Raw genomic sequence first — 3213 nt, forward strand, 5'->3', positions numbered from 1 at the left:
TTGCGCAGCAAAGCTCGCTAGCTGTTGACATCAGCGAATGGCCGACCATGTTAGGTCACGCGGGCCGGGCCCCTCTGGCGCGGGATGATCAAGCGATTGTCCCGCGTGATGTCGGAACGTAACGGGATGCGTATTTCATCCCGGGCGTTCGGCCCGGAACTGTTGAACCTTAACCTCTGCGCATCCTGACCAATGCTTACATCCATTGGAAAGGACCAATACCCATGAAAACCATAATGACCGCCACAGCAGCGGCTCTGTCAGTAGCAGCCCTCTCAAGCCCGGCATTGGCCGGAAACACTGCAACCTTCCAGCACGAGGTTGCCGTCACTCACGGTGACCGCGCCGTCACCGCCGTTTATCAGCCGCGTACGACGGTCAGCCATCGCCAGATCGGCAACATGACCCCCAACCGCCCCAACACAGCGCGCTGCCTGTGGAGCGCCACTGTGATGGTGGAACGTCACCTGCAGCAACCAGCGGGCGCGGGCAGCCACGTCGTGCGCACCCTGGTGCCCGCCAAGGTGCTTGAGGGCCAGACCAACGGCCGCTGCGCCGCTGGTGAGAAGCAGTTTAGCAAGAGCATTGCCAAGCGTGACGATGAAGTGCGCGCGCATGTGCTCGCGGTCGCTGCTGAAGACCACAACAACCTGATGGCCGAACTCAGCGCCGGAAGCATGCCTTCCAGCTGAACGCTCAGGCCTATCCTCCCCGCAGCTTAGCGGCGGGGAGGATTTGCGTTTCGTCACCTTGCCAACGCGCCTCGCCTCGCGCAGTGTCTGGTTTATTCAAACAGAAACAACAAGAGGGGCTGGCCATGGCGGTTCGCACATTGAAATTCGGATCCATCGCGCTGGCACTGGCGATCGCGCCATTGCTTGGCACAGCCCAGGCGCAGGCAGAGACGACCGAGAATTTCACCGTCATCATCGGCGGCGCGCGGGTCGGGCACCTTGATACTGTGCGCAGCGGCGACACCGTCAAGATCGATTTCGATTTCAAGAACAATGGTCGCGGACCGACAATGAAGGAAGAGCTTAGACTGGATGCCAATGGCATGCCGGTCAGCTGGAAGATCACCGGCAACTCCACCTTCGGCAACGCCATCAACGAGAGCTTCACGATGGAGCGCGGCGTTGCGCGCTGGACCGACTCAACCGGCAGCGGCACCGCAAGACCATCAGGGCCGGCAATCTATGTCGCACAGGAAGGCAGCCCATGGGCGGCGGGCCTTTACGCGCGGGCTCTGCTCAAGGATGCGGATCGTTCGCTGCCAGCTCTGCCGGGCGGAGCGCTGAGCCTGGTGGAATTGGAAAAGATCGAGTTGACCGGCCCCGATGGCGGGATGACAGTCACCTCCTACGCCCTGTCGGGCAATGATCTCGATCCCGGCTACTTCCTGCTCGACGACAAAGGCGCGTTGTTCGCCGCGATTTCGCCGCGTGCGGTGTTCGTGCGCAAGGGCTTCGAAGGCGAAGACCTCAAGCTGCGCGATCTGGCGGTAAAATACTCGACCGAACGCTTCGTCAAGATGCAGGCCAAGGCGGCGAACAGCTACAAGGCACCCGTGCGCATCACCAATGTGCGGCTGTTTGATCCTGTCGCGATGGCACTGACCGAACCCAGATCGGTCGTCGTCAGCGGACAGCGCATCTCTGCTGTGCTGCCGGTCAACAGCCCTGCGACCGAAGGCGAGGTTACCATCGACGGCAATGGTGGCACGCTCGTGCCTGGCCTGTATGAAATGCATGGTCATATCGGCCAGGAAGACGCGATGCTCAACATCCTCGCCGGGATTACCTCGGTGCGCGACATGGGCAACGAGATCGAGGTGCTCGAGGGACTGGTTGAGCGGATCGAAAGCGGCGTGCTCGCCGGGCCGCGGATCATCCGCTCGGGCTTCATCGAAGGCAAAAGCCCGTTCAGTTCGAACAACGGCAAGCTGGTGACCAGCCAGGCCGAGGCCATCGATGCCGCGCGCTTCTATGCGGCGCGCGACTATCAGGCGATCAAGATCTACAACAGCATGAACCCCGAATGGATTCCGGCGCTGGTCGCCGAGGCCAAGGCTTTGGGGCTGCATGTCATGGGCCATGTCCCCGCCTTTACCAACGCCGATGCAATGATCGCAGCGGGTTACGACGAAATGACCCACATCAACCAGGTGATGCTGGGCTGGGTGCTTGAGCCTGAGGAAGACACCCGCACTTTGCTTCGGCTGACCGCATTGAAGCGCCTGCCCACGCTCGACCTCAACAGCGCGAAAGTGTCAAAAACGATAAGTGCGATGGTCGCAAACAAGGTCACGATCGACCCGACTTTCGCGATCCATGAAGCGCTGCTGCTCTCGCGCAATGGCAGCGTGTCACCGGGCATGGTCGATTATGTCGATCACATGCCGGTGGGTGTGCAGCGCAGCGCCAAACAGGCGTGGTCGAACATCGAGAACGCCGCCGATGACCGCGCCTATCGCGGCGCGTTCGACCAGATTGCAGCGACCATCCGCAAGATGCACGAATCGGGCATATTCCTGATCCCCGGCACCGATCTGGGCGGCAGCTTCAGTTTTCACCGCGAACTGGAACTCTATCAGCGAGCAGGCTTTACCCCCGCCCAGATTTTGCGCCGGGCAACTTATGACATGGCCCAGTATTTGAAGCAGGACCAGTCGCTGGGCAGCATTGAAAAGGGCAAGCTGGCGGATTTCTTCCTGATCCAGGGCGATCCGACGCAGGACCTCAAGGCCATCAAGGCGATCCGCATGGTCGCCAAGGACGGCGTGTTTTATTATCCCAGCGAGGTTTATCCTGAGTTTGGCATCCGGCCCTTTGCGACCAAGCCTGATGTGAGGATGCCATGATTGCTGCGCACCGTTGGGGGTAAGCGCATTACGCCAAGGCAGTGCAAACGTCCCTCGACTTCGCTCGGGACAGACGGCGGTAGGGAGGTCGTGCAGATAATCTTGTGCGCACCTGATCTGGGTGCCCTCCCCCTTGCCGCGTTCCCGAGCGAAGTCGAGGGACGTACGCGCAAGGGTTCAGTCATGGTCAATCAGGCTGGTGCGCAAAACATGCGCGCTACTCGCTATCCTTGGGCGGCTTGCCCGCATCACGCACCGTCCAATATTGCCAGGCGAGCAGGCCGAGCACCACCGCGCCGGTGAAACCCATTTCGAGGATGCCGATATTGTCGCCAATCCATTCGCTCATGTCA

At 60.7% G+C, this 3213-nt stretch carries 2 protein-coding genes; both read left to right on the forward strand.

Annotated features, from left to right (window positions below; translation table 11 throughout):
* Positions 1-224 precede the first annotated feature (224 nt).
* Complete coding sequence (locus ACEW8G_RS14525; protein WP_373489117.1) at positions 225-692, forward strand: hypothetical protein; 468 nt, start codon at positions 225-227, stop codon at positions 690-692.
* 125 nt (positions 693-817) lie between these two features.
* Positions 818-2860, forward strand: a complete 2043-nt coding sequence (locus ACEW8G_RS14530; RefSeq protein ID WP_373489118.1) for an amidohydrolase family protein — start codon at positions 818-820, stop codon at positions 2858-2860.
* The last annotated feature ends 353 nt before the right edge of the window (positions 2861-3213 follow it).

It is taken from the genome of Blastomonas sp. (genome assembly GCF_041747255.1).
Lineage (GTDB): Bacteria > Pseudomonadota > Alphaproteobacteria > Sphingomonadales > Sphingomonadaceae > Blastomonas.